We start from the raw sequence: 5,825 nt of genomic DNA on the forward strand, positions 1-5,825 counted from the left end.
CCGCCTGTCCGGTTTCGAGCCGCGTCGCGCGCCCGCCCTCGAACAGCCGGCGCGTCAGGTCGAAGGTTTCCTGCTGGATGCGCAGCGTATCCTCGGCGACCGCGATCTGGCGGTTGAACGAACAGACGTCGGTATAGGCGCGCGTCGTTTCGGCGGCGACGGTGATGCGCGTCAGGTCGAACGCCGCCTGCACCGCATCGGCGTCGGCGCGGCTGGCGCGGATCGCGCTTTCGACGCGCCCGAACAGGTCGACCTGATATCCGACGTCGAGCCCGACGTCATAGCTGTCGCCCTCGATCGATCCGGCGCCGAGCGGATTGGCCTGCCGCGCATAGGTGCCGCTGGCATTGATCGTGGTGGTCGGCAGGCGGCCGGCGCGCTGCTCGCGCAGCACCGCGCGCGCCTGCGCCAGATTGGCGGCGGCGACGCGCAGGTCGGTGTTCGCGGTCAGCGCTTCGCCGACGAGCTGGTCGAGCAAGGGATCGCCGAACAGGCTCCACCATTGGCCCGGTGGCTGCTCGCCCGAGAAAGCCGGCGACTTGGCCGCTTCGAGGAAAGGCGTCTGCGACGGCGCGGCGGGAACCGGCGAGACATAGCGCGGGCCGACGGTGCAAGCCGACAGCGCCACCATGCTCGCGGCAGCAAGGATCAGGTTACGGGTCATCACAGGGTCTCCGCCGGGGCGGCGCCCGGCTGGGTCTTGGTCCGGTTGCGGCGGGCAAAGGCGGTCGCCTTGTCACCGAGCTTGCGGCAGAGGACATAGAAGAGCGGGGTGAAGATCAGGCCGAAGATCGTCACGCCGAGCATGCCGAAGGTCACCGCGGTACCCAGCGCCTGACGCATCTCCTGTCCCGGCCCGCTCGCGATCGCGAGCGGGATCACGCCGAAGATGAAGGCGAAGCTGGTCATCAGGATCGGACGCAGGCGCGAACGCGCGGCGTGGACCGCGGCGTCGATCGTGCTCATCCCGTCCTGTTCCTCGGCCTGTTTCGCGAATTCGACGATCAGGATCGCATTCTTCGCGGCGAGCGCGATGAGCACGACGAGGCCGACCTGCGTCAGGATATTATTGTCCATTCCGCGCAGATTGACGCCGATCATCGCCGCAAGGATGCACATCGGCACGATCAGGATCACCGCGAGCGGCAGCGGCAGCGATTCATATTGCGCCGCAAGCACGAGGAAGACGAACACCACCGCGAGGCCGAAGATCAGCACCGCGCCGCCGCCCGCCGCCTTTTCCTGATAGGCAAGGCCGGTCCATTCATAGGCGAAGCCGCCGGTCAGCGTCTTGTCGGCGAGCCCCTCCATCGCGGCGAGCGCCGCGCCCGACGACACGCCCGGTGCCGCCTGTCCCTGCAGTTCGACTGCGGGGAAGAGGTTGTAGCGCACGACGCGCGTCGGGCCGCTGTCGTCGCGGAAGGTCGCGACCGCCGACAAGGGCACCATCTCGCCCGAGGTCGAGCGTACCTGCAACCGCCCGACATCCTCGATGCTGGCGCGCGAGGTCGGTTCGGCCTGCGCGGTGACGCGGAAGGTGCGGCCGAGGAAGTTGAAGTCGTTGACATAGGTCGATGCGAGATAGGTGCCGAGCGCGGCATAGACCTGGCTCGGATCGACGCCCAGGATTTGCGCCTTGTCGCGGTCGACGTCGGCGAAAATGCGCGGGCTTCCGGTGTTGAACAGCGAGAAGACCTGCTGGACGTCCTTCATCTGCGCCGCGCCGCCCATCATCGCGCCGGTGACCTGTTCGAGCTCCTTGTAGCTTTCGCCGCCGCGCGCCTGGATCATCATCGTGAAGCCGTTGCCGTTGCCGAGACCCTGCACCGCGGGCGGTGCGATGACGAAGGCATTGGCCTCGGGCAGCGCATTGGCGAGCACGCCCGACAATTGCTGCGACAGCGCGGTCGCCGACAGCTTGCTGCCGCGCTCGCCCCAGTCGGTCAGGCGGATGAACATCGTGCCGGCGTTCGACGCGGTCGAGAAGCTCGATCCGTCGAGGCCCGAGAAGGTCGCGATGCTTGCGACGCCATCGATCTTCTTCACTTCCTGCTGCGCGCGGGCGAGGACTTCGCTGGTGCGGTCGAGCGACGCGCCCGGCGGCAGCTGGACGACGCCGATCAGCACGCCCTGGTCCTGGTCGGGAATGAAGCCCGTCGGCGTGTCGGTCAGCCGCCATCCGGTCGCCGCGAGCAGCACGGCATAGATAGCGAGCATGACCCCGCCCTTGCGCACCAGCGAGGCGGTGGTGCGGCCATAACGGTCGGACAATTTGTCGAAGCCGCTGTTGAACTTGTCCGCGCCGCTGCGGACGAAACGCATCAGTCTGTTCTTGGGCTCTTCATGATGCTCCTCGTGCGGCTTGAGCAGCAGCGCCGCCATCGCCGGCGACAAAGTGAGCGAGGTGAGCAGCGAAAAGACCGTCGCCGCCGCGATCGTCACCGCGAACTGCTGATAGAAGATGCCGGGGATGCCGGGAACGAAGGCGGTCGGCACGAACACCGCGACGAGCACGAGCCCGATCGCGATCAGCGCGCCCGACACTTCTTCCATCGTCCGGTGCGCGGCCTCGCGCGGGGAAAGCCCCTCGCGGATATGCTTCTCGACCGCCTCGACGACGACGATCGCGTCGTCGACGACGATACCCACCGCGAGCACGAGTGCGAACAGCGACAGCGAGTTGATCGAGAAACCGAGCGCGAGCTGGACCGCGAAGGTGCCGACGAGCGCCACCGGGATCGCGACGATCGGGATGATCGCGGCGCGCCAGGTCTGCAGGAAGACGAGCACGACGAGCACGACGAGGAAGATCGCCTCGACGAGCGTTTCCTGCACCGCGGTCACCGACGCCTGGACATATTCGGTCGGGTTGAAGGGGATTTCATATTCGAGGCCCGGGGGGAAGTCGGCCGAGGCCTTCTTCACTTCCTCGAGCACGAGGTTCGCCGCGTTGAGCGCGTTCGCGCCCGGCTGCTGGATCACCGCCATGCCGACGCCTTCGCGGCCGTTGAACACACCGCGGACGCCATAATCCTGCGCACCGAGCTCGACGCGCGCGACATCCTTCAGCCGCGTGATCGCGCCGTTCGCCGTGTCGGTCTTGATCACGACATTGGCGAACTGGTCGGGGGTAACGAGGCGGCCGGGGACTTCGACGGGCAGTTCGAAGGCCGGATTGCCCTTGCCATAGGGCGGGGCGCCGACCGAGCCGCCGGCGACCTGGACATTCTGGCTTTGCAGCGCGACGACGATTTCGGGGGCGGTCAGGTTGCGCGCCGCCGCCTTGTCGGGGTCGATCCACACGCGCATCGAATAATAGCCGCCGCCGAAGATCTGTACGCCGCCGACGCCTTCGAGGCGTAGCAGCCGGTCGCGCAGCGTCGAGTTCGCGTAATTGCCGACATAATCGGTGTCGATCGCCGGATCGGTCGAGGTCAGCGCGACGATCATCAGGAAGCCCGATTCCTGCTTGTTCACCTGCACGCCGATCTGGCGCACCTGTTCGGGGAGCCGCGGTTCTGCGAGTGCGACGCGGTTCTGGACCAGCACCTGCGCGGCATCGAGGTCGGTGCCGGGTTCGAAAGTGACGGTGATCTGGGCGGCGCCCTGCGTCGAACTGCTCTGGATATAGAGCATGTTCTCGACGCCGTTGATCTCCTGCTCCAGCGTCGAGGCGACCGTTTCGGCGATCGTTTCGGACGAGGCGCCGGGATAGGCGGCGGTGATGCTGATCGTCGGCGGCGCGATCTCCGGATATTGGGCGAGCGGGAGCTGCGGGTAGGAAAAGGCCCCGATCAGCGTGATGAAGATCGCGATGACCGCCGCGAAGATCGGGCGGTCGACGAAGAAGCGGCTGATATTCACTTGGTGCCTGCCTGACCCTTGGTCGCGGGGGCGGCCTTGGCCGTCACGACCTTGCCGTCAGCCGCGATCGTGCCGGCCTGCACCTTGGCGGGCTGGCCCGGCCGGGCACGCTGGATGCCGCCGACGATGATGCGGTCCTTGGCGGTGACGCCGCTCTTGATCACGCGCAGATTGCCGACGACGGGGCCGAGGGTGACCGGACGCGCCTGCACCACATCCTTGGGGCCGATGACATAGACGACGCGCCGCGCGCCGTCGGTGACGATCGCGGTGTCGGGGAGCAGGAAGGCCGGGCGCGGCGCCGAGGCGGCGAGCTGGAGCTGGCCGAACAGGCCCGGGCGCAGCTTGCCGTCGGCGTTCTGGACGACCGCGCGCACGGTGATCGTGCCCGATCCGTTCGACAGCGCATTGTCGACGAAATCGATGCGGCCGTTGATGCCATAATCGTCGGCGCCCTGCAGCTTGATGCGCACCGGCGCATTCTGCAACGTGTCGCCGCGCCGCTCATATTCGAGCAGGCTCGCCTCCGACCCCTGGAAACTGAAATGGATGGGGCTGGTCGACACGATCGTGGTCAGGATGGTCTGGTCGGCGGTCACCGAATTGCCCGGATCGACGAGCCGCTGCGACACGCGGCCCGAAATCGGCGCGACGACGCGGGTGAAGCCGACGTTGAGCGACGCCGCGCGAATCGCGGCGTTGGCGGCGGCGACATCGGCTTCGCCGGTGCGCACCGCGGCGCGGCGCTGCTCGACCTCTTCCTGGCTCGCGGCCTGCGACTTGGCGAGCGTTTCGGAGCGCGCGAGTTCGGTGCGGGCATTGGCGAGCGTCGCCGATGCGCGGGCGAGCTGCGCGCGGGCCTGGTCGAGCGCGGCCTGGCTCGGGCGCGCGTCGATGGTGAAGAGAAGCTGCCCGGCGCGGACATATTGGCCGTCGGTGAAATGGGCGCGCTGCAGGTAACCCGAGGCGCGCGGGCGAACCTCGACGCTGTCGACGGCTTCGAAGCGGCCGACATAATCGTCCCATTCGGTGACCTCGCGGACGAGCGGGGCGGCGGCGGTGACGGGCAGCTGGGGCGGACCGCCCTGGGCTTCGTCGCCACCCGAACAGGCGGCAAGCGTCAGCGACAGCAAAATCGAAAGCGCGAGGGGAAGGCGCAAGGTCATGGGCTTTGTCTTTTCTTTTTTCAGGGCGGTCCGGCATCGCGCGGCAGGGAGGGGGGAGGTGCCACGCGATGCCAGACTTTGCCGCCTAATCTGCGTTAGCGACTAAGTCAACAGGTGTTGATTTATTTCTCAGCCGCGATAATAGGGCGGCATGGAGAGAGAGATCATCGTCAAGAAACGTGACGCGGTCGCGACACGCGCCGCGATCCTCGCGGCGGCGCACCAGCGCTTCCTGCGCGAAAGTTACGACAGCGTCGGGCTGCGCGATATCGCGGGCGACGCGAGGGTCGATGTCGCGCTGATCAGCCGCTATTTCGGCGGCAAGGAAGGGCTGTTCCGCGCGGTCGTCCGCCACGACGACAAGCCCGACATCTTCCGCGAGCCCAAGAGCGTCGACGAGCTTCCCGCCTTCCTCGCGCAGCTGGTCGTCGAGGACGCCGACGAGGATCTCGAAAAGCGGATGGAGATGTTCGTCATCATGCTCCGCTCGGCCTCGTCGCCCAAGGCGGGCGCGATCATCCGCGACCTCGTCCATCTCGACGTGCTCGGCCCGCTGTCCGAATTGATCGGCGGCGATCAGGGCGAGTTCCGCGCGACGATGCTGCTGTCGATCCTGATGGGGGTCGGGGTGCTGCGCACGATCATGATGGTCGACGGTTTCGCCCCGACCGACGATGACATGGCAGAATGCGCCGAACGCTTCCGCTGCCTGTTCGCGGCGGCGCTGACTTGTTGAGTTTTCGGCACCGGCCCGCTCCCCCACCCGGCCTCCCATAGTTTACTACCGTTGGGGAG

General features: G+C 67.2%; 4 protein-coding genes. 1 reads left to right on the forward strand and 3 read right to left on the reverse strand.

Features of this window, described 5'->3' with window-relative positions:
* The 3 genes from B1A78_RS19940 to B1A78_RS19950 form a co-directional block, all read right to left on the reverse strand.
* Window positions 1-664 (reverse strand): TolC family protein (locus B1A78_RS19940; protein WP_179102112.1); only part of this gene is annotated, 664 nt, incomplete at its 3' end.
* A complete protein-coding gene (locus B1A78_RS19945; RefSeq protein ID WP_077148624.1) occupies window positions 664-3,864 on the reverse strand; it encodes an efflux RND transporter permease subunit in 3,201 nt (1,066 codons plus the stop codon). The genes B1A78_RS19945 and B1A78_RS19940, both read right to left, overlap by 1 nt.
* A complete protein-coding gene (locus B1A78_RS19950; protein ID WP_077148625.1) occupies window positions 3,861-5,030 on the reverse strand; it encodes an efflux RND transporter periplasmic adaptor subunit in 1,170 nt (389 codons plus the stop codon). Before B1A78_RS19950 ends, B1A78_RS19945 begins: the two co-directional genes overlap by 4 nt.
* Window positions 5,031-5,181: 151 nt before the next feature.
* Between B1A78_RS19950 and B1A78_RS19955 the strand changes: the two genes are divergently transcribed.
* Window positions 5,182-5,766 (forward strand): TetR family transcriptional regulator, encoded by a 585-nt coding sequence (locus B1A78_RS19955; RefSeq protein WP_077148626.1) that lies wholly within the window; start codon window positions 5,182-5,184, stop codon window positions 5,764-5,766.
* Window positions 5,767-5,825 lie beyond the last annotated feature (59 nt).

This window comes from Sphingopyxis sp. KK2, from assembly GCF_001990265.1.
Taxonomy (GTDB): Bacteria; Pseudomonadota; Alphaproteobacteria; order Sphingomonadales; family Sphingomonadaceae; genus Sphingopyxis.